The sequence below is a fragment of the Nocardia sputi genome (assembly GCF_023501985.1).
Map to the genome: position 1 here is coordinate 156,976 of NZ_JAMFLC010000005.1, position 18,761 is coordinate 175,736.

The window sequence follows — 18,761 nt, forward strand, 5'->3', positions numbered from 1 at the left end:
AAGTAGTGTGGTGAGCCATGTGCGGAATCGTGGGGTACGTCGGGTACCGAGACGCGCTCGGCGTCGTCGTTGACGCGTTGCGCCGCATGGAATATCGCGGTTACGACTCCGCGGGTGTGGCGATCCTGGACGGCGCGGGCGCGCTGGCGGTGGAACGCAAGGCGGGTCGCCTGGCCAACCTGGAGGCCCAGCTGTCGCAAACCGGCATCGACCGCTTCGTGGGCACCACGGGCATGGGGCACACCCGCTGGGCGACGCACGGCGCGCCGACCGACCGCAACGCGCACCCGCATCGGGACGACAGCGGCAAGGTCGCGGTGGTGCACAACGGCATCATCGAGAACTTCGCTCCGCTGCGCCGCGAACTGGAGGACGCCGGGGTCGAGCTGAGCAGCGACACCGACACCGAGGTAGCCGTGCACCTGGTGGCCCGCGCGTATGCGAACGGCCCGACCGCCGGTGACTTCGCGGCCAGCGCGCTGGCCGTGCTGCGCCGTCTGGAGGGCGCGTTCACCCTGGTCTTCACGCACGCCGATCACCCGGACATGATCGTGGCCGCGCGCCGTTCCACGCCGCTGGTGGTGGGCGTGGGCAAGGGCGAGATGTTCATCGCCTCGGATGTCACGGCGTTCATCGAGCACACCAGGGAGGCGGTCGAGCTCGGTCAGGACCAAGCTGTCGTGATCAACCTGGACAGCTACCGGGTGACCGATTTCACCGGCGAGGACGCGAGTTCGCGCACCCGCCCGTTCACGATCGACTGGGACCTTGCCGCGGCCGAGAAGGGCGGCCACGACTACTTCATGCTCAAGGAGATCGAGGAGCAGCCCGCCGCGGTCGCCGACACCCTGATGGGGCATTTCAGCACCGATCGCGACGGCGCGGGCCGGATCGTGCTGGACGAGCAGCGTCTGGCCGACCAGGAGCTGCGCGATTTCGACAAGGTGTTCGTCGTCGCGTGCGGAAGCGCCTACCACTCCGGTCTGCTGGCCAAATACGCCATCGAGCACTGGACGCGGTTGCCCGTCGAGGTCGAGCTGGCCAGCGAATTCCGCTACCGGGATCCGGTGCTGGATCGCTCCACGCTGGTGGTGGCGATCTCCCAGTCCGGCGAGACCGCCGACACGCTGGAGGCGGTGCGCCACGCGAAAGAGCAGAAGGCGCGCGTCCTGGCGATCTGCAACACCAACGGCGCGCAGATTCCCCGCGAGTCCGACGCGGTGCTCTACACCAGGGCCGGGCCGGAGATCGGCGTCGCCTCCACCAAGGCGTTCCTGGCCCAGGTGACCGCGAATTACCTGGTCGGGCTCGCCTTGGCGCAGGCGCGCGGCACCAAGTACCCCGACGAGGTCGCCCGCGAGTTCGCCGAACTGGAGGCAATGCCGAAGCTGGTGGAACGCGTGCTGGAGACCGCGCCGCAGGTGCGGACCATCGCACGGGAACTCGCGCAGGTGCCGACCGTGCTGTTCCTGGGACGTCACGTCGGCTACCCGGTGGCGTTGGAGGGCGCGCTCAAGCTCAAGGAGCTGGCCTATATGCACGCCGAGGGATTCGCGGCGGGCGAGCTCAAGCACGGTCCGATCGCGCTGATCGAGGACGGCCTCCCGGTGATCGTGGTGATGCCGTCGCCCAAGGGTCGCGCGGTGCTGCACTCGAAGTTGCTGAGCAATATCCGGGAGATCCAGGCGCGCGGGGCGCGCACGATCGTGATCGCCGAGGAAGGCGACGACACGGTTCGCCCGTTCGCCGACGACCTCATCGAGATTCCCAGCGCGCCGACTCTCTTCCAGCCGCTGCTGTCGACGGTCCCGCTGCAGATCTTCGCCGCCGAGGTGGCGCAGGCTCGAGGTTACGACGTCGACAAGCCCCGCAACCTGGCTAAATCCGTCACCGTGGAATAGGCACGGCGGCCGTGCACCCTCGAGTGCGCGGCCGCCGCTTCGCATGTTTCTATGCGTGCACCGCGTCCGATGGCTCCGCCGCAACGGCGGGGGTGTCGCGGCGTTCGAGGTATCCGGACAGGACCGCGAGACCCAGCGCGACCAGAACCAAACCCACGCCGACCCAGTTGGGGGAGGTGTAGCCCAGACCCGCTGCGATCACGACGCCACCGAGCCAGGCCGACACGGCGTTGCCGAGGTTGAACGCACCGATATTGACCGCGGAGGCCAGGGTGGGCGCGCCCGCCGCGTGGTCGAGGACGCGCTTCTGTAGCGGCGGGACGGTCGCGAAGCCGAGTGCGCCGATCAGCACGACAGTGACGGCGGCGGCCACCTTGTGGTGCGCGGTGACGGTGAACAGCGCGAGCACGATCGCGAGCCCGCCGAGGGTGAGATACAGCATCGGCATCAGGTGGCGGTCGGCGAACTTGCCGCCGATCAGGTTGCCCGCGAAGAAGCCGAGCCCGAAGAGCACCAGCAGCCAGATGACCGAACTCTCCGCATAGCCGGTGACCTCGGTCATCATCGGCGCCAGATAGGTGATCGCTGCGAATACGCCGCCGAAGCCGAGCACCGTCATCGCCATCGCCAGCAGCACCTGGGGATTGCGGAACACCGCCAATTCGGTGCGCAGCCGCGCGTCCGCGGGGGCGGGTTGTTCCGGGACCAACGCCGCGACTCCCACCAGCCCGACCAACCCGACCAGCGCGACGAACAAGAAGGTCAGCCGCCAGCCGAAGTGCTGACCGAGCAGCGTTCCGAGCGGCACGCCCACGATCGTGGCGACGGTGAGACCGGTGAACATGATCGCGATCGCACCGGCACGCCGGTCGGCGCTGACCAGCGTCCCCGCGACGACCGCGCCGATACCGAAGAACGCGCCGTGGGCGAGCGACGCCACGATCCGTCCGCTGAGCATCAGCCCGAAGGTGGGTGCGACCGCGGAGAGCACGTTGCCGAGAACGAGCAGCGTCAGCATGCCGAGCAGCATGCGTTTGCGCGCCACCCGGGTGCCGAGGCCGGTCATCAACGGCGCACCCACCACGACGCCTAGCGCGTACCCGGTGACCAGCAGGCCTGCCGTGGGGATGGACACCGAATAGGTGCCCGCGATGTCGGGCAGAAGACCGACGACGACGAATTCCGTCGTCCCGATCCCGAATGCCCCGAGGGTCAGGGCGAGGAGTGCGAGCGGCATGGAGCCTCCACATGGATGTTGCCTTAGAGCTTTACAGGCGCAAACAATAATTGCATACGCTTGATAATTGCAAGCGCTGGATATTGCGTAGCCTGTCTATCCTGGAGGCACGATCCCCGAGCCGAAGGAACGCCATGACCGCGGATGCCGCCCTGACGGGCCTGGCCGATGGTTGGTACGCACTCTCGCTGCTGCACGACCGGATCGAGGCGCACATCGAGCGGGCGCTGCAATCCGGCCACGACCTGAGCGTTCGCGAGTTCTCGCTGCTGGTCGTCCTGAGCCGCCAGCACGATGGCCCCGGCGGGCACCTGCGCATGAACCAGGTCGCCGAAGCCGTGGTCCTGAGCCAGAGCGCCACCACCCGCCTGGTCTCCCGGCTCGAAGATCGCGGCCTGCTCCAGCGCTACCTGTGCCCCGACGACCGTCGTGGCATCTACACCGACGTCACTCCGGCGGGATTGGACCTGCTCGCGCGGGCCCGGCCCACACACGACGCCGCCCTCGCGGGCGCGCTCGGTCAAGCCGCCGCCAACCCCGAACTCGCTCCGCTCGTGGCCGCGGTCGAAGCCCTCAACACCAGCTCGGCGCGTGGCGCACGCCCCCGCGACTACCGCCCGGTCTGACCGGATACAAGGAGGAGCCTGCGATCTGGCGGCAGGCATGTGGTGGTCCGCGAACGCGCCGCAGCGCGCCCTCGCCCCGCTATTCGACGGTGACCGACCCGCGCATCTCCGGATGCAGTGAGCAGAGGTAGCGGTAGGTGCCCGGCGTGGTGAAGGTGTAGCTCCACTCGCCCCGGTCGAGGATCGGGCTGTTGATGCCCATCGCCTTGTCGCCGATGCCCTGCACGGTGTGCGGGACCTGGTCGTCGAATTTCCAGGTGACCGTGTCGCCGACCGCGACGGCGACCTCGGCGGGGGAGAATTCCATATCGTCCACCACCACGGTGGCGGCGGCGGGTTTGCGCTCGCCGGTCTGCTGAGCGGTGGTGGTGGGCCGAGCCGGTTTCCTCGTGGTGGTGGCGGCCGAGCCGGGTTCGTCTCCGCCGCAGCTCGACAGCAGCAGCGCCCCGGCCAAGGCGACTCCCGTGACGAGGCGGACAGTCCCGGTGTGGCGGCGGACGCTTGGCATGATGGCCAAGCGTAGTAGGCCACACCGACGAAGGGAGCGGCGATGTCCACGCAGCGGGGCTATTTCACCGTAGACGAAGTGCGTGCGGCGGAGGCCGAGCTGTTCACCCGGGTGCCGGACGGCGTGCCCATGCGTCGTGCGGCGCACGGCTTGGCCACCGTGGTGGCGGGCGAACTCCGGGAGCGCACCGGCGGTGTCGCGGGTCGGGCGGTGACCTTGCTGGTCGGGTCCGGCGACAACGGGGGCGACGCGCTTTACGCCGGAGCGCAGTTGCGCCGCCGCGGTGTCGCGGTCACCGCGGTATTGCTGAACCCGGAGCGGGCGCACGCGAAAGGACTCGCGGCGCTGTGCGCTGCGGGCGGTCGAGTCGCCGACGACCCAGGTCGCCCGGATCTGGTGATCGACGGGATCGTCGGTATCTCCGGTCGTGGTCCGCTGCGGCCGCGTGCCGCGGAAATCGTTGCGGCGCTGGACGCTCCGATCGTCGCGGCCGACCTGCCCAGCGGCGTCGATCCGGACACCGGCGCGATCGAGGGCCCGGCCGTGCGCGCGGACGTCACGGTCGCCTTCGGCGGCTACAAACCGGTGCATGCGCTCGCCGCGCCGCAGTGCGGCCGAATCGAGTTGGTCCCCATCGGTTTACGTCTCCCGGAGCCGGGTCTCGTCGCACTGGAGCCCGCCTCGATCGGCGCCGAATGGCCGGTTCCCGGCGCGGCCGACGACAAGTACACACAGGGTGTGACCGGCATATGCGCGGGAAGCGCGACATATCCGGGCGCCGCGGTGCTGTGCGCGGCCGCTGCCGTCGCCGCGACGTCGGGCATGGTGCGGTACGCGGGAACCGCGGCGGCCGAGGTGCTGAGCCACTTTCCGGAAGTCATCGCCACCCGGCAGCTCGCCGACACCGGTCGCGTCCAGTCCTGGGTCTTCGGTCCCGGCGCGGGCACCGATGCCGACGCCGGGCAACGCCTCCGCCAGATCTTGGACACCGACCTACCGGTCGTGGTCGACGCCGACGGCCTGACCTTGCTGGCCGCACGGCCGCACCTGGTGCGCGATCGCGCGGCGCCGACCGTGCTGACCCCGCACGCGGGCGAGTTCGCCCGCCTCACCGGTCACGAAGTCGGCCAAGACCGGGTGGCCGCGGTCCGGGACCTCGCGGATGCCTGGCAGGTCACGGTACTGCTGAAGGGTCGGGCCACGCTGGTCGCCGCACCGGGCCGCCCCGTGCTGGTCAACGAAGCGGGCGGTTCGTGGGCCGCCACCGCGGGCGCGGGCGACGTGCTCTCGGGCATCATCGGGACGCTGCTCGCCGCGGGTCGCGACACCGCCTGGTCCGCTGCCGCGGCCGCGCGGGTGCACGCCCTGGCCGCGAACCTCGCGGCCCACGACGGCGCGCCCGCGGGAGCCCCGGTCTCGGCGAGCGTCCTGGCGACCCACGTCCGTCCCGCGATCGGAGTCCTCCGCGGCCTCGCCCATACGTAGGCTGTGCTCATCGTGGCGTCGAGCACAGCGCTGACCGGCGCGTAAACCGGTTGCAACCGAGATCGAGCACGCCAATAGACTCGACCGGAACCAACGCGACGACTGATCTCGAGGGCACATGGGTAACTCCCCGGGTACGCCCAGAACTCCGGCGGCACCAGACGGAAGACCTGAACGCGAATATAGCGCCCCCCGGCTGGTACGGCCCGAATACTCGAAAGAGGCGGAGAAGACTGCCGTGAATGCGCAAGCGGAAACGGTCATCGACCTGGATGCCATCGCCGACAACGTGCGGATCCTGCGGGAACACGCGGGCGACGCCGCGGTGATGGCGGTGGTGAAGGCCGACGGCTACAACCACGGCGCAGTCGAGGTGGGGCGGGCCGCCCTCGCGGCGGGGGCGGCGGAATTGGGCGTCACGACGGTGGCGGAAGCCGTGCAGTTGCGCGCGGCCGGAATCACCGCGCCCATCCTGTGCTGGTTACACAACACCGACGCCGACTTCGCGGCCGCGGTGGACGCCGACGTCGAGATCGGGGTCTCCTCGCCCGCCCATCTGCGGGCGGTCGAAGCCGCGGCGCGCCGCGTCGGCCGTCCGGCGACGGTCGCCTTGAAGGTGGACACGGGCCTGAACCGCAACGGGGTCTCACCGGCCGAGTACCCGGAAGTGCTGACAGCGCTGCGCGCTCTGGTCGACGAGCAGGCGGTGCGTTTCCGCGCGATCTTCTCCCATCTCGCGCACGCCGACGAACCTGAACACCCCAACAACGACGTGCAACGCGCCCGGTTCCTGGACGCGATCGCCACGGCCAAGGAACACGGCTTGGAGCCGGAACTGGTGCACATCGCCAACTCGGCCGCCGCCCTGACCCGCCCCGATCTGGCCTTCGACCTGGTCCGGCCGGGCATAGCCGTGTACGGCCTGTCCCCCATACCGGGCAACGACTTCGGCCTGCGGCCCGCGATGACCTTCCAGGCCCGGGTCGCCTTGGTCAAGCGGGTGGCCGCGGGCGAAGGCGTCTCCTACGGGCACCAGTGGGTCGCGCCGCACGACACCACCGTCGCGCTGATCCCCACGGGTTACGCCGACGGCGTGTTCCGCCCCCTGAGCGGGCGATTCGACGTCTGGCTCGGCGGAGCCCGGCGCAGAAACGTGGGCCGGGTGTGCATGGACCAGTTCGTCGTCGACCTGGGAGACAACGCCGCGGGCGTCCGGGAGGGCGACACCGCGATCCTCTTCGGCGCGCGACCGCACGCCCAGGACTGGGCCGACCTGCTCGGCACCATCCACTACGAAGTGGTGTGTTCGCCGCGCGGCCGGGTCACCCGGCGCTACACGGGTGGCGACCGGTGAGCCGGTTCCGGGTGACCCCGCTGCGCGGCGGGCTCGCCACCGTGGGGCTCGTGGGCGCGCTGGCGGGTGCCCATGCCCTGCGCCGCGCCGGCGCGCGCGTGCTGTGGCCCCCGCGGGGCGACGACTACCGCGACGAGGATTTCGGACTGATCGATGCCGACCGCGCGGGGACCGTGCTCGCCGATGACGGCGTGCCGCTGGCCACCCGGACCTGCGGCCCCGACGACGCGCCGGTGACGGTGATTTTCGTGCACGGGTTCTGCAACAGCATGGCTTCCTTCCACTTCCAGCGTCGCGATCTGGAAAAGCGTTGGGGCGCGCGGGTTCGCATGGTGCTGTTCGATCTGCGCGGGCACGGTCGATCCGGAGTGCCGAGCGCCGCGAGCTGTACCGTCGCCCAGCTGGGCCGCGACCTGGCCACTGTGCTGAGCGCCACCGCTCCGGCCGGGCCCGTGGTGCTGGTCGGGCATTCGCTGGGCGGTATGGCGGTCCTGGCCGCGGCCGCGCGATTCCCGGAATTGTTCGCGGCCAGGGTGATCGGCGTCGCACTGCTGTCGACCGCGGCGGCCGGGGTCACCGCGGCGGGGATCGGGCAACTGCTGCGCAACCCCGCGATCGACGGCTTCCGGTTGGCCGTGCACACCGCGCCCGCGCTGGTGCAGGCGGGCCGCGCCACCGCGCGGCATGTGATCACACCGATCCTGCACGTCAGCTCGTTCCACGGTCCGGTGAGCCCGACCCTGTCGCGCTTCGCGACGCTGATGATCGACCAGACGCCGGTGGAGACCATCGTGAAGTTTCTCCAAGCCATCGAGCTGCACGACGAGTCGGCGGCGTTGCCCGCCCTGGCGGGCACACCGGTTCTGGTGCTCGGCGGTAAGCACGATCTGGTGATCCCGTTCCGCAATTCGCGCGCGCTGGCCGCCGCTCTGCCCGAAAGCGAACTCATTCTGCTGCCGGGGGCGGCGCACATGCCGCATCTGCAGTACCCGGACATCGTCAATGCCGCGCTGGATCGATTGCTGGTGCGCGCGGGTGCCATCGACCCGGTGGCGGGAAACGCCTCCGAGGTGTCCGGTGGCTGATCGACGGTCTCGGATTTTGCCCACCGTCGCCGACACCGAGGCGCTCGGCCGGGAATTGGCCATGGATCTGCGCGCCGGTGACCTGGTGGTTCTGGACGGCCCGCTCGGCGCGGGCAAGACCGCGCTGACCCGTGGTATCGCCGAGGGGCTCGGCGTACAGGGCCGGGTCAGCTCCCCGACGTTCATCATCGCCCGCCAGCACCGCGCCGGGGAGCGGGAGGGCGGGCCCGCCGTGCCCATGGTGCACGTGGACGCCTATCGGCTCGGTGGCGATCTGGACGAGCTGGACGCGCTGGATCTGGACACCGATCTGCATCAGGCGGTGGTCGTGGTGGAGTGGGGCCGCGGCGTGGTCGAGCACCTCGCCGAGCGCCACCTGCGCGTGGTGCTGTCGCGTGAGCCGGATTCGGATGTGCGCACCGCGATCTGGGAATGGGTGGATTAGCTATCAGGTAGCTCTGCATCCGTGGGGCCTACCACCCGGTATCGTTGGGCCAATCATGCTTGTACTAGCCGTCGACACCGCGACCCCCGCCGTCACAGCGGGACTGGTGGAATTGGAGCAGGGCGCCGGCTCGGCGGATCCCGTCCTGGCACGCACCGTCGCCTCCCGGGTGCGGGTCGACCCCCGTGCTCATGCCGAGGTGCTCACCCCGCAGATCCTCGAATGCCTCGACGAGGCAGGCCGTTCCAGGACCGATATCGACGCGATCGTGGTCGGCGTCGGTCCGGGGCCGTTCACCGGCTTGCGCGTCGGTATGGCCACCGCGGCCGCGTTCGGTGACGCGCTCGGCATTCCGGTGTACGGGGTGTGCAGTCTCGACGCGATCGCCGCCGACGCCGCCATCGACCCCGCCGTGCCGCCTCCGGTCGAGTTCCCGCTCGATGCCGAACTGCTCGTGGTGACCGACGCGCGGCGGCGGGAGGTGTACTGGGCGCGGTACCGCGAGGGCGCGCGCGTGGCAGGCCCCGAGGTGTGCAAGCCCTCCGACTTGGACGAAGGACAAGCCACGGCGATCGCCGGATCCGCCTCGCACGTGGACTTCTTCGACTTGCCGGTGCTGCCCGCCGAGACGCCCTCGCCCGCCGGACTGGTGCGCGTCGCCGCCCCCGAGCTGCTGTCGCGCAGCGTGCCGGAGCCGCTGGTTCCGCTGTACTTGCGCAGGCCGGACGCGGTCGAGAACGCCTACCGTCGACTCGACCGGACGGGAGCGTGACGGCCGTGGCTTTCCGTATCGAGCCGATGGTGGCCGCCGACATCACGCGCTGCGTCGAACTGGAGCAGTTGCTGTTCCCGGAGGACGACCCGTGGGCCGCCGTGGCGTTCCAGTCCGAGCTGGCAGGCAGGCACAACTGCTACATCACCGCGCGCGACGACGACGGGCGAATGGTGGGCTACGCGGGCATCGCCCTGCTGGGTGACGCCGAACACCCCGAGGCCGAGGTGCACACCATCGGCGTCGACCCCCGCTGCCACCGCGCGGGCGTGGGCACGCTTCTGCTGGAGGCGCTTCTCGCCGAGGCAGGACGGCGCGGCGGGCCGGTGTTCCTGGAGGTCCGCACCGACAACGCGCCCGCGATCGCGCTGTACGCCAAGCACGGTTTCCACATCATCGGATTGCGCAAGAACTACTACCACCCCAGTGGCGCGGACGCGTACACGATGCGCCGGCCCGCGCTGACCAGCGCGGACCGTCAGTGGCGCACACCGGACGAGGTGCTGTCGTGATCATCATGGGCATCGAGAGCTCCTGCGACGAAACCGGAGTGGGCATCGTCCGCCGCCACCCCGACGGCACCTGCGAGCTACTCGCCGACGAAGTCGCCTCGAGCGTCGACCAGCACGCGCGCTTCGGTGGCGTGGTCCCCGAGATCGCCTCGCGCGCGCACCTCGAGGCGATCGTGCCCGCCATGCGCCGTGCGCTGTCGGCGGCGGGTATCGCGAAGCCGGACGCGCTGGCAGTGACCATCGGACCGGGCTTGGCCGGCGCGTTGCTGGTGGGCGTCGCCGCCGCGAAAGCGTATGCGGCGGCGTGGGATGTGCCTTTCTACGCGCTCAACCATCTCGGCGGCCACGTCGCGGTGGACACCCTGGAACACGGGCCGATGCCACCGTGCGTCGCGCTGCTGGTGTCGGGCGGGCACACTCACCTGCTGCACGTCACGGATCTGTCCGAGCCGATCGTCGAGCTGGGCAGCACGGTCGACGATGCGGCGGGGGAAGCCTTCGACAAAGTGGCGCGCCTGCTCGGGCTGGGTTTTCCCGGCGGCCCGGCGCTCGATGCCGCAGCCGCGGACGGCGATCCGCGCGCCATCGCCTTTCCCCGGGGCATGACCGGGCCGCGTGATCCGCGCTACGACTTCTCCTTCTCGGGCCTCAAGACCGCGGTGGCACGATACGTGGAGGCGGCGCAGCGCGACGGCATCGCCGCGGAAGATCTCCCCATTCCCGATATCGCGGCGTCGTTCCAGGAGTCGGTCGCGGATGTGCTCACCATGAAGGCGGTGCGCGCGGCGCGGGATGTCGGTGTCGGCACGCTGGTGCTCGGCGGCGGCGCGACGGCCAACTCACGAATTCGCTCGATGGCCGAGGAACGTTGCGCCGCGGCCGGTTTGACTCTGCGGGTGCCCAAGCCCCGGCTGTGCACGGACAACGGGGTGATGATCGCCGCGCTGGGCGCACATGTCATCGCGGGCGGCGCGGCGCCGTCACCGCTGACGGTCGCCACCGACCCCGGTCTGCCGGTGTCGGTCAGCATGGTCCGCTGATCTGCTCGGACTCGGTGAGCCGTCGGTAGCGCGCGGGTGGCTCGACGGCTTCCGTGGAATCGTCCGGAAACCGCCGTTGTGCCGTCGGATCAGTTCGGTACGAGTAGGCCCGGGTCGAATGCCGACCCCGAGCTTCCATGCGGCGGCAGCGGCAGGCCCGACCGCGCGGGCACCTGGCTCGGCGTCGAGCTCGGGCCGGGCCTCTCGACGCTCGGCGTCGGCGAAGAGGTCTGGCTCGGCCCCGGCTCGGGCGAACTGCCCTGTGTGGCATTCGGGTTGCCGAACAGCGGACCGAGGAGTTCGGGGAACGGGATCGGCGGAAGGTCGGGATCCGGTCGCAGCGTGGGTTGTGTCGGTGTGACCGCCTCCGTGGTGAACGGTACGCCGGTCGTACTGCGCGGCCCGCGTCCGGTGGTGGTCGGCGCGACGCCGGTGCTGTCCGGGGTGCCGCCTGCCCGCGTTACCGCCGCCGCGGTCGAGGGCGCCGCGGACGTCGGAGGCGGCAGCTGCGAAGCGCTGCTCGTGGTCCCGGCGGGGGAGACCTCGTCGTCCGCGGTGGGCGCGAACGTCTGCACGCCGTAACCGACGATCAGTCCGACCACCACGATCGCCCCGGCCAGTGTGCCGAACACCTTGGTGACCGTTCCGGCGGGCGCGTCGCCGCCGCGCGTGCCCACCGGGAACACCGCGGGTTGCACCGAATCCGCGACCAGCGCCGCGCCTTTCGCGGTCACCGCCTCCGGGTCCGGCACGGTGAAGACCGGGACGTCCAGCGCCGCGGTGAGTGTGTCGAGCACCGAGGGAATGTTGGCGCCGCCACCGATGACCGCGACCGCCTGCGGCTGCCGGGGCGCCCGGCCGAACGCCGCCGTGACGAACCGCGCCAGGTCGCGCAGCAGGTCGGCGATCAACTCTTCGAAGTCGGCCCTGGTCAGCTTCAGCGGCCGCCCCGCGACGTGGTCGATGGTGACGGCGGGCGCGATGGACAAATGCTCTTTCGCCGCGCGGCCTCGATTGGTCAGCATGCCGCGGTTGGGCCGGGTGCCGCGCCGGGCGAAGTGCATGTCCACCAGATGGTGGTAGATCAGGTCATCGATCGCCTTGCCGCTGACGGTCGCGGTGCGGTCGGAACGCAGCAGCGAGCCGTCGGTTCGATCGGCGACGGTGACGCTGAGCCCCGAGGCGCCGAGATCGACGATGGCTACCGTGTCGTAGCGGTCCAGCAGGCCGGTGTGCCGCAAGTAGGTCAGCGCGGCGGTGCCCTCCGGGATCAGCCGCAGTTCACGCTGTTTGCCGGTGGCCGCGCGGATGATCTGCGCCTGCTCCCTGGTGCGGTAGGCGACCGCGACGCTGGTGGGCGGATGACCGGTCATCGACGCCCAATCGCGTGCGGTGCCCGCGAATCGCCCGCCGACCGGGCTGATGATCTCGCGCGGCGGCTGCGTGGTCGGCAGTTGCGTGGTCATCAACTCGATCGAGGACGCCACCAGATCGCCGAGATCGGAATGGGCCGCATCGGCGGAGACGACGCGGTAGTCGAAGCTCTGCGCGCCATTGGACGCGGTGGCGACCAACGCCGAGCACACGACCTCTGCCCCGGCCGAGATGCCGAGGGATGTTCGCATGTTCACCTCCCTTCGAGCGGATGGTCATGGTGTCGCCGACCATCTCGAATGGACTGCCGGACCGCCGTATGGATGACGAGCGCCCCGGATCGGGAAACGAACCGGCCCCTCGTCCGGGTGGGTCGCGGGGACCGGCCATGGATCACGTGTCTTGCTCTCTGGTGACGCTGGTAATGCAACGACTGCTGCGGCGCTGCGTGTTTCGGCGACGCTGCGGTAACGCTGTGCGGCCCCGCCGCCGCCCACAGGCGACGGACGTGGCGGCCGGACCGCGACCGTCGTCAATAGTGTCACAATCCGTTATCCGAACGTTACTGTTTCCTCGAACGAATCGCCAAGCCGCGAGTCGGATGGGCGCGCCGCGCAAAGTTGGCACCGTCCAGCCTTGAGCGCTGGCACTCTCATGTATAGAGTGCTAGTCGGCACTGTATGAAGTGCTTGTGCCAGCAGCTTGACCATTGGGCAGGGGTCCCGGCACCCGCGACGACGGGGCTATGCGCAAGGTCAGCATCGTGACCAACCGACGAGTCCGGGACAACAGTTCCGGACGACCGAATCCCCTGAAAGTGGAGGGCTCAACGTGGCGAGCGTGAACATCAAGCCGCTCGAGGACAAGATCCTCGTCCAGGCCAACGAGGCCGAGACGACGACGGCCTCCGGCCTGGTCATCCCCGACACGGCGAAGGAGAAGCCGCAGGAGGGCACCGTTGTCGCCGTCGGTCCCGGCCGGTGGGACGACGAGGGCGAGAAGCGCATCCCGCTGGATGTCCAGGAGGGTGACACCGTCATCTACAGCAAGTACGGCGGCACCGAGATCAAGTACCAGGGCGAGGAGTACCTCATCCTGTCGGCGCGCGACGTGCTGGCCGTCGTCACCAAGTAGCCGAACGGGCACGCATGCGTTCCGCCCCGGTGTCTTTCAGGCCCCGGGGCGGAACGCGTTCGACGCCGACAGAAACCCGGTACTGAACACGCGGTGCGAGCGACGGGCCCGGAGGCGGCAGCCTGCGTGACCACGGAGGGACCCGGGAGCGCCGCAAATCAGATACAGCGGTGCGAGCGACGGGCCCGGAGGCGGCAGCCTGCGTGACCACGGAGGGACCCGGGAGCGCCGCAAATCAGATACAGCGGTGCGAGCGACGGGCCCGGAGGCGGCAGCCTGCGTGACCACGTAGGGACCCGGGAGCGCCGCAATCCACTACAGGAGCGAATTCCCATGGCAAAGCAGATCGAGTTCGACGAGAAGGCTCGCCGGGCTCTGGAACGCGGTGTCGACAAGCTCGCCGACGCGGTGAAGGTCACCCTGGGCCCGCGCGGACGGCACGTCGTGCTCGCGAAGTCCTTCGGCGGTCCGACCGTCACCAACGACGGCGTCACCATCGCGCGTGACATCGAGCTGGAAGACCCGTTCGAGAACCTCGGCGCGCAGCTGGTCAAGAGCGTCGCCACCAAGACCAACGACGTCGCGGGCGACGGCACCACCACCGCCACCGTGCTGGCCCAGGCGCTGGTCCGCGCCGGGCTGAAGAATGTTGCCGCGGGCGCGAATCCGATCGCGCTCGGTTCCGGCATCGCCAAGGCCGCCGACGCGGTCTCCGAGGCGCTGCTCGCGCTGGCCACCCCGGTCTCCGGCGAGCAGGCCATCGCGCAGGTCGCGACGGTGTCCTCGCGCGACGAGCAGATCGGCGAGATGGTCGGCAAGGCGCTGACCACCGTCGGCAAGGACGGCGTCGTCACCGTCGAGGAGTCCTCGACGCTGCAGACCGAACTCGTCGTCACCGAGGGCGTGCAGTTCGACAAGGGTTACCTGTCGCCCTACTTCATCACCGATCCCGACAGCCAGCAGGCCGCCCTCGAGGACGCGTTCGTCCTGCTGCACCGCGAGAAGATCAGCTCGCTGCCGGACTTCCTGCCGCTGCTGGAGAAGATCGCCGAGAGCGGCAAGCCGGTCGTGATCATCGCCGAGGACGTCGAGGGCGAGGCGCTGTCGACCCTGGTGGTCAACGCCATCCGCAAGACGATCAAGGCCGTCGCGGTGAAGGCGCCGTTCTTCGGCGACCGCCGTAAGGCGTTCCTCGACGACCTGGCCGTGGTCACCGGCGGCACCGTGGTGAACCCCGACCTCGGCATCACCCTGCGCGAGGCGGGCCTGGACGTGCTCGGCAAGGCGCGTCGCGTGGTCGTTACCAAGGACGACACCACGATCATCGACGGCGCCGGTTCCGCGGCGGACGTGGAGGGGCGCGTCGCGCAACTGCGTCGCGAGATCGAGTCCACCGATTCCGATTGGGACCGCGAGAAGCTCGAGGAGCGGTTGGCCAAGCTGGCCGGCGGCGTCGCGGTGATCAAGGTCGGCGCGGCCACCGAGACCGCGCTCAAGGAACGCAAGTACCGCGTCGAGGACGCGGTGAGCGCGGCCAAGGCCGCTGTGGCCGAGGGCATCGTGCCCGGCGGCGGCACCGCGCTGGTGCAGGCGAGCGGCAAGCTCGTCGAGCTGCGCGACTCGCTGTCGGGTGACGAAGCCGTCGGCGTCGAGGTGGTTCGCACCGCGCTGCGGGCGCCGCTGTTCTGGATCGCCACGAACGCGGGCTTGGACGGCGCGGTGGTGGTCAGCAAGGTGGCCGAGGGCAAGGAGGGCTTCAACGCCGCCACCCTCAGCTACGGCGACCTGCTCACCGACGGCGTCGTCGACCCGGTGAAGGTGACTCGTTCGGCCGTCGTGAACGCCGCCTCGGTCGCGCGCATGATCCTCACCACCGAGAGCGCCGTGGTCGACAAGCCCGCCGAGGAGCACAACGATCACGGCCACCACGGCCACGCTCACTGAGCCGAGCGCCTCTTCGCGACGATTCATCAGGCAAGGCCCTCGAACCACCTGGTTCGGGGGCCTTGCCCGTACCCGGGACAAGCCGGGGCCGGCAGGCGACTACCAGTGAGACCGAGGATGTTCCGAAGCTCGACGCGCTGGCTGCCGCGAACCGGAAGGAGGCTGCGGGATCGTCCGGCTGTCGGACCCGGACGCGCGGAGCGGGAGTGCCTGACGGATCGCTGAATTCAGCTGGCGACCGGTGGCTGCTCGGCGGCGATGGCCGCGAGGAGGCGAGCGCGCAGCGACGGCGGTGGCATGGCCGCCGTGGCTGTGGCGAGAACGGAGAGCGCTTCTTTCGTGTCTCTGACTTCCTGGATGAACTCCGCGCGTAGCACGGGGTCCTCGCTGTCGAGCAGATCCTGCACTTCCTGATGGTCTTCGTCGTCGATCGATCCGAGCGCGACGGTGTGCGCGAGATCGATCTGGCGTTCGTTCATCTCACGTCACCCCCAAACTTTTCTTCAGTCGTGTCAATCCGTCCCGAATCCGGGACTTAACGGTAGGTAACCCTACGTTGAGGTAGGTGGCTACCTCCGCATAGGTGCGCCCGCCGTAGTAGGCGAGCGAGATGGCTTCCCGTTGGGTTTCGGTGAGTGTGGCGAGACCCGCCAGGACGGCCTGTTGTTCGAGCCTGCGCTCGACCTCTTCGGTGACCTCGTCGAATTCGTTGCCGAGCACCCGGATCCCGTACGCGACCTCGCGCTGGGTGTGGGCCTGCTCGGCGCGCACCCGGTCGACGGCGCGCCGGTGCGCGAGCGTCATCAGCCAGGTCACCGCGGAACCCTTCGCGGGATCGAAGCTCGACGCCATCCGCCAGATCTGGAGAAAGACCTCCTGGGTGGTCTCCTCCGCGTATCCCGGATCGTGCAGGACACGCAACACCAGACCGAAGACGCGCGCACACGTCCGGTCGTAGAGCTCGGCGAATGCTTCCTGGTCGGCTCGGCCACATCGATGTAAAAGCGCGGCGAGCTCGATACTTTCGGCTGCGCGTGCCGTAACCGCAGAATCCACCGTAGGTGGGAAGGCCGCTCTTCGGAACGAGTCGCCCTCTGCGGCTGGCGGCCGCGTTGTCACAACGCTCCATTCTGTGTCATCAGTCACTACCGTAGCGCGCCGCTATGACCTCCCTTCCGGTGGGGTGCCCACGAGCGCGTCATGGGACGGCGCCGCGTTGCGGAAAAGCGCCGTTACGTCGGACATCTGGGAGAAGACACGCCATGACACGCCGTGACACGCCGAACGCTGTCGCATCGCGCCGGACCGGTAGTGCACCGGCCTTCGCCGCGGCGGCCGGCCGATCGATGGTGACCGATCGGAACCCACGCGCCGACCTTCGGACAGGAACCGATCGGCGTGTTGCGTGACCGGCTCGGCCGAAAAGCATGTTGCAGTGGCCCGTTGTTTGCTAGGGATTCGATGCCCGCTGGCGTGCGGATGGGAGGAGATTGGTTCAGACGGCCATGCGGCGGCGGTTGCGCCGCGCGTGCATCTCGCGCTCGGTTTCCGACATGCCGCCCCAGATGCCATAGGGCTCGCTGACTTTCAGCGCGTGGGCGCGGCACTGCATGAGCACCGGGCAGGTGCGGCAGATCTCCTTGGCGCGCATCTCGCGCGCGGTGCGGGCTCGGCCACGCTCGCCATCGGGATGGAAGAACACCGCGGAATCCTGCCCGCGGCACGATCCTCGCATCTGCCAATCCCAGACATCGGCGTTGGGTCCCGGGAGGTGGGTCGGCATGGGCATGTGAACTCCTCGTGGTGCGAGCTCGTCAGCGTTGTCGAGCAGTTGTTCTGCAACAGTTGTGGGCCACGACGCCGTGTCGGCGGGGGTACCCGGAGGGCTCGCCCCTTCGTGGTCGCTGCAATTTCGCGCGGCGCCGTCCGTGGCGATGAGCTACGTTAGGTCCAGCCGCGAAATTCCGTCAATAGTTCCACGCAGCACTTTTCCAAATCTCGCGCTGCGAAATTTAACCTCCGAACTGTTTACTTTTCGCGTTGGTTCCGGCGATACTGTTCGGTTGGCCGGAGGTCGGTGGTTTCCGCTTGTGCCATGACGAGTCAAGTTTCTGCAGGTAGATGCGATTTACGGTGCGTGGGGCCGCTGCGGTGCGGATGCTGGGCGCACGGCGGCGGCGGCCCTGCCGCCCACGACGTTCCCTTCGCGCGGATCCGAAGATGGCGGAAACGGGGCGCGCAGGTTAATTACGCGAAACGCGCATGAATTCCCGGCGCGGCCGCTCGGTGATTGCCGGAGCTAGATTTACCTAATGGAAACATCGGCTCGGCGGCGGAAATGCCGGGCGGTTGCGGGTCGGCGGTCGATCACCTTTCGTCGTCTCCGGCCCGCGTACCGGGCGGGATAGAGTGCGCCCGTGTTCGCGCCCGCTCCGTTCGGAGATCCTCACGTCGCGGCCCTCGCCGAGGCCGCCTTCGGTGCCGACCCTGGTCGCGCCGCCGCCGAGTTGCCGCCCGCTTCGGACCCACTCGGCCGGTGGTATCGCGCGGTGGTCCTCGGCGGTCAGGGTCGTTATGCCGCGGCGCGCGTCGAATTGCGAAGGTTATGCAATCACAGCGCCGACCCCGTGCTCCTCTCACTGGCGGGAAGTACGGAGGGCTCTTTCCTTCGCCAGCTCGGGTGGCACGAGCGGGCGGCCGCGTTCGACGGGCGGGCCGCCGCGCTGCTGCTCGCCACCGACGCCGTGGCAGAGGACGAGACCGCAGGCGGTCCGTCGAACGGGCCGGGCGGCTACCTTCCCAGCCGCGCCGACGCGATCTGCGACGCCCTCACCGGCTTGGCCGCTGACGCGCTGGGAACCGGGCGGCTCGCGCTGGCCGATCGGCTGCTGCGGCGCAGCGCCTCGGCGGCACAGCGGTATCGGGCCGGTTGGCGTCCCGCGATCCGCCTGGGCTGGGTACGCGCGGAAACCGCGTTGGCGGCAGGTGATTTCGAGTCGGCCGCCGAGCACGCGTCGGTCGCGCTGGAGCTGGCCGATCGGTCCCCCTCGGTACGCCACCAGGTCAAGTCCCGCCTACTGGTCGCCGCGGCCGACGCGGCGCGCGGCGCGCGCGAACGATCCCGGGCCTCGGCCGAGGAGGTCGCCGAGCAATGCCGCGAGCACGGGCTGCTGCCGTTGCGGTGGGCTTGCGCCATGCTCCGCGCCGGATCGGGTGCCGAGAAAGCGGCGGCGGAAGCGGCCGAGTGTGCAGCGGTCATAACCCGCGCAGGCGGGGCATTGCGCCCCATGGATGGTTGGTAGCTGATCACGGAGACCACCGTGTTGCCCAGATCCCGCCGACGG

General features: G+C 69.7%; 18 protein-coding genes. 12 read left to right on the forward strand and 6 right to left on the reverse strand.

Annotated features, from left to right (window positions below; all coding sequences use genetic code 11):
• Positions 1-17: 17 nt before the first annotated feature.
• Positions 18-1,901, forward strand: coding sequence for a glutamine--fructose-6-phosphate transaminase (isomerizing) (gene glmS, locus M8859_RS09920; protein ID WP_195071244.1), 1,884 nt, complete (start codon positions 18-20; stop codon positions 1,899-1,901).
• A gap of 49 nt (positions 1,902-1,950) precedes the next feature.
• Here the strand turns inward: glmS and M8859_RS09925 are convergent, their stop codons facing one another.
• On the reverse strand, positions 1,951-3,138 hold the full coding sequence (locus M8859_RS09925) for an MFS transporter (protein WP_195071243.1): 1,188 nt from the start codon (positions 3,136-3,138) through the stop codon (positions 1,951-1,953).
• Positions 3,139-3,272: 134 nt separating this feature from the next.
• Between M8859_RS09925 and M8859_RS09930 the strand changes: the two genes are divergently transcribed.
• Entirely contained in the window at positions 3,273-3,764 is a 492-nt protein-coding gene (locus M8859_RS09930; protein WP_159922985.1) for a MarR family winged helix-turn-helix transcriptional regulator, read from the forward strand.
• Between the two features lie 79 nt (positions 3,765-3,843).
• On the opposite strand, the gene M8859_RS09935 is transcribed toward M8859_RS09930, so the two are convergent.
• Entirely contained in the window at positions 3,844-4,272 is a 429-nt protein-coding gene (locus M8859_RS09935) for a cupredoxin domain-containing protein (RefSeq protein WP_159922987.1), read from the reverse strand.
• A gap of 42 nt (positions 4,273-4,314) precedes the next feature.
• Between M8859_RS09935 and M8859_RS09940 the strand changes: the two genes are divergently transcribed.
• The 7 genes from M8859_RS09940 to tsaD all read left to right on the forward strand — a co-directional run bounded on the left by M8859_RS09940 (position 4,315) and on the right by tsaD (position 10,965).
• Positions 4,315-5,757: an NAD(P)H-hydrate dehydratase gene (locus M8859_RS09940; RefSeq protein ID WP_159922989.1), complete on the forward strand. Its 1,443-nt coding sequence runs from the start codon at positions 4,315-4,317 to the stop codon at positions 5,755-5,757.
• Between the two features lie 118 nt (positions 5,758-5,875).
• On the forward strand, positions 5,876-7,111 hold the full coding sequence (alr, locus tag M8859_RS09945; RefSeq protein WP_159922991.1) for an alanine racemase: 1,236 nt from the start codon (positions 5,876-5,878) through the stop codon (positions 7,109-7,111).
• Complete coding sequence (locus M8859_RS09950) at positions 7,108-8,196, forward strand: alpha/beta fold hydrolase (protein ID WP_159922993.1); 1,089 nt, start codon at positions 7,108-7,110, stop codon at positions 8,194-8,196. Before alr ends, M8859_RS09950 begins: the two co-directional genes overlap by 4 nt.
• Positions 8,189-8,641, forward strand: a complete 453-nt coding sequence (gene tsaE / locus M8859_RS09955; protein ID WP_249644136.1) for a tRNA (adenosine(37)-N6)-threonylcarbamoyltransferase complex ATPase subunit type 1 TsaE — start codon at positions 8,189-8,191, stop codon at positions 8,639-8,641. The genes M8859_RS09950 and tsaE overlap by 8 nt, the downstream gene beginning before the upstream one ends.
• 55 nt (positions 8,642-8,696) lie before the next feature.
• Positions 8,697-9,413, forward strand: coding sequence for a tRNA (adenosine(37)-N6)-threonylcarbamoyltransferase complex dimerization subunit type 1 TsaB (tsaB, locus tag M8859_RS09960; protein ID WP_195071241.1), 717 nt, complete (start codon positions 8,697-8,699; stop codon positions 9,411-9,413).
• Positions 9,414-9,418: 5 nt separating this feature from the next.
• Positions 9,419-9,925, forward strand: a complete 507-nt coding sequence (gene rimI, locus M8859_RS09965; RefSeq protein ID WP_159922999.1) for a ribosomal protein S18-alanine N-acetyltransferase — start codon at positions 9,419-9,421, stop codon at positions 9,923-9,925.
• Positions 9,922-10,965: a tRNA (adenosine(37)-N6)-threonylcarbamoyltransferase complex transferase subunit TsaD gene (gene tsaD, locus M8859_RS09970; protein WP_195071240.1), complete on the forward strand. Its 1,044-nt coding sequence runs from the start codon at positions 9,922-9,924 to the stop codon at positions 10,963-10,965. Before rimI ends, tsaD begins: the two co-directional genes overlap by 4 nt.
• Before the next feature lie 89 nt (positions 10,966-11,054).
• Here tsaD and M8859_RS09975 read toward each other — a convergent pair whose 3' ends face one another.
• Complete coding sequence (locus tag M8859_RS09975) at positions 11,055-12,590, reverse strand: DUF7159 family protein (RefSeq protein WP_159923003.1); 1,536 nt, start codon at positions 12,588-12,590, stop codon at positions 11,055-11,057.
• A 580-nt stretch (positions 12,591-13,170) separates the two neighbouring features.
• Here M8859_RS09975 and groES point away from each other — a divergent pair.
• Both groES and groL read left to right on the forward strand, forming a co-directional pair.
• On the forward strand, positions 13,171-13,473 hold the full coding sequence (gene groES / locus M8859_RS09980) for a co-chaperone GroES (RefSeq protein ID WP_028479292.1): 303 nt from the start codon (positions 13,171-13,173) through the stop codon (positions 13,471-13,473).
• 333 nt (positions 13,474-13,806) lie between these two features.
• The gene (gene groL / locus M8859_RS09985; protein WP_159923005.1) at positions 13,807-15,417 is read left to right on the forward strand and encodes a chaperonin GroEL; all 1,611 of its coding nucleotides are present in this window, start codon (positions 13,807-13,809) and stop codon (positions 15,415-15,417) included.
• Positions 15,418-15,644: 227 nt separating this feature from the next.
• Here the strand turns inward: groL and M8859_RS09990 are convergent, their stop codons facing one another.
• The 3 genes from M8859_RS09990 to M8859_RS10000 form a co-directional block, all read right to left on the reverse strand.
• Positions 15,645-15,896: an RskA family anti-sigma factor gene (locus M8859_RS09990; protein WP_159923007.1), complete on the reverse strand. Its 252-nt coding sequence runs from the start codon at positions 15,894-15,896 to the stop codon at positions 15,645-15,647.
• Position 15,897: 1 nt separating this feature from the next.
• The gene (locus tag M8859_RS09995; protein WP_159923009.1) at positions 15,898-16,473 is read right to left on the reverse strand and encodes a sigma-70 family RNA polymerase sigma factor; all 576 of its coding nucleotides are present in this window, start codon (positions 16,471-16,473) and stop codon (positions 15,898-15,900) included.
• A 439-nt stretch (positions 16,474-16,912) separates the two neighbouring features.
• Positions 16,913-17,206 carry a WhiB family transcriptional regulator gene (locus M8859_RS10000; protein WP_039796164.1) on the reverse strand — a complete coding sequence of 98 codons (294 nt, stop codon included), beginning with the start codon at positions 17,204-17,206 and terminating at the stop codon, positions 16,913-16,915.
• A 628-nt stretch (positions 17,207-17,834) separates the two neighbouring features.
• Between M8859_RS10000 and M8859_RS10005 the strand changes: the two genes are divergently transcribed.
• On the forward strand, positions 17,835-18,719 hold the full coding sequence (locus tag M8859_RS10005) for a hypothetical protein (protein WP_195071239.1): 885 nt from the start codon (positions 17,835-17,837) through the stop codon (positions 18,717-18,719).
• Positions 18,720-18,761 lie beyond the last annotated feature (42 nt).